Source organism: Ideonella sp. P3_A4 (assembly GCF_056403075.1).
This window is the reverse complement of sequence record NZ_JBFUGE010001224.1, coordinates 1-849: the sequence shown is the minus strand read 5'-3', so window position 1 is coordinate 849 and position 849 is coordinate 1. Positions and strand designations below refer to the sequence as shown.

Below are 849 nucleotides of genomic sequence, written 5' to 3'. Positions count from 1 at the left end.
AGCCCAAGCTCCTCGGCTGCGATGGCGGCCACCAGCGATGGCGTGCCTTGGCCCATCTCGGTGACGTTCGTCAGCAGCGTCAGGCCGGGCCCCTCGAAGCGCAGCCAGATGCCGAAGCCCGGCACGCTGGGGTCGACGACCTGCGGCGGCTTGGGCTGCGCGAGGGCAGGGCGCGGGTCGAGCCCGATCGTCCAGGCGCCGGCGGCGAACAGCGAACTGAGCAACAGACGCCGGCGTGGTGCCGAGAACGTAGCTGCCGGCCTCATACTGCCAACCCCGCAGCGCGCTTGATCGCGGCCTTGACGCGCGGATAGGTGCCGCAGCGGCAGAGGTTGGTGATGGCCGCATCGATCTGCTCGTCGGTCGGTTGGGGCGTCGAGGCGAGCAGCCCCGCCGCGGCCATCAACATGCCGCTCTGGCAATAGCCGCATTGCGGCACCTGGTGCTCGATCCAGGCCTGCTGCAGTGCAGCGCCGTGCTGCGGCGAGGCGGCAGCCAGCCCTTCGATCGTCGTGATGCGGCGCCCGGCCAGTGCGGCGGCCGGCGTCACGCAGCTGCGCAGCGGTGCGCCATCCACATGAACCGTGCAAGCACCGCAGATGCCGGCGCCGCAGCCGTACTTGGTGCCGGTCAAGTGGAGCTGCTCGCGAAGAACCCAGAGCAAGGGCATCTCAGGGTCGGTCGGCGCGATCTTCTGCGGCCTGTCGTTGACGTTCAGTTGCATCGGCGAAGCTCCAGCGGGTTGGCTGGGCGCGATGCTAGGCAGCGCCAAGGCCGGCAGCACCGCCAAAGCGACGGAACCGGCTTTCAAGGGGGTGAAGTCGCCGCCGGCTGCCGGTTGTCGTCTTG

The 849-nt window shown here is 69.7% G+C and carries 2 protein-coding genes; both read right to left on the bottom strand.

Translation table 11 applies throughout. From position 1 onward, the window contains the following. The coding region (locus AC1DYI_RS37170) for a hypothetical protein (protein ID WP_477209076.1) at positions 1 to 224 on the bottom strand (224 nt) is incomplete at its 3' end. Positions 225 to 262: 38 nt separating this feature from the next. Next, the gene (locus tag AC1DYI_RS37165) at positions 263 to 724 is read right to left on the bottom strand and encodes a (2Fe-2S)-binding protein (protein WP_477209075.1); all 462 of its coding nucleotides are present in this window, start codon (positions 722 to 724) and stop codon (positions 263 to 265) included. Positions 725 to 849: the final 125 nt, after the last annotated feature.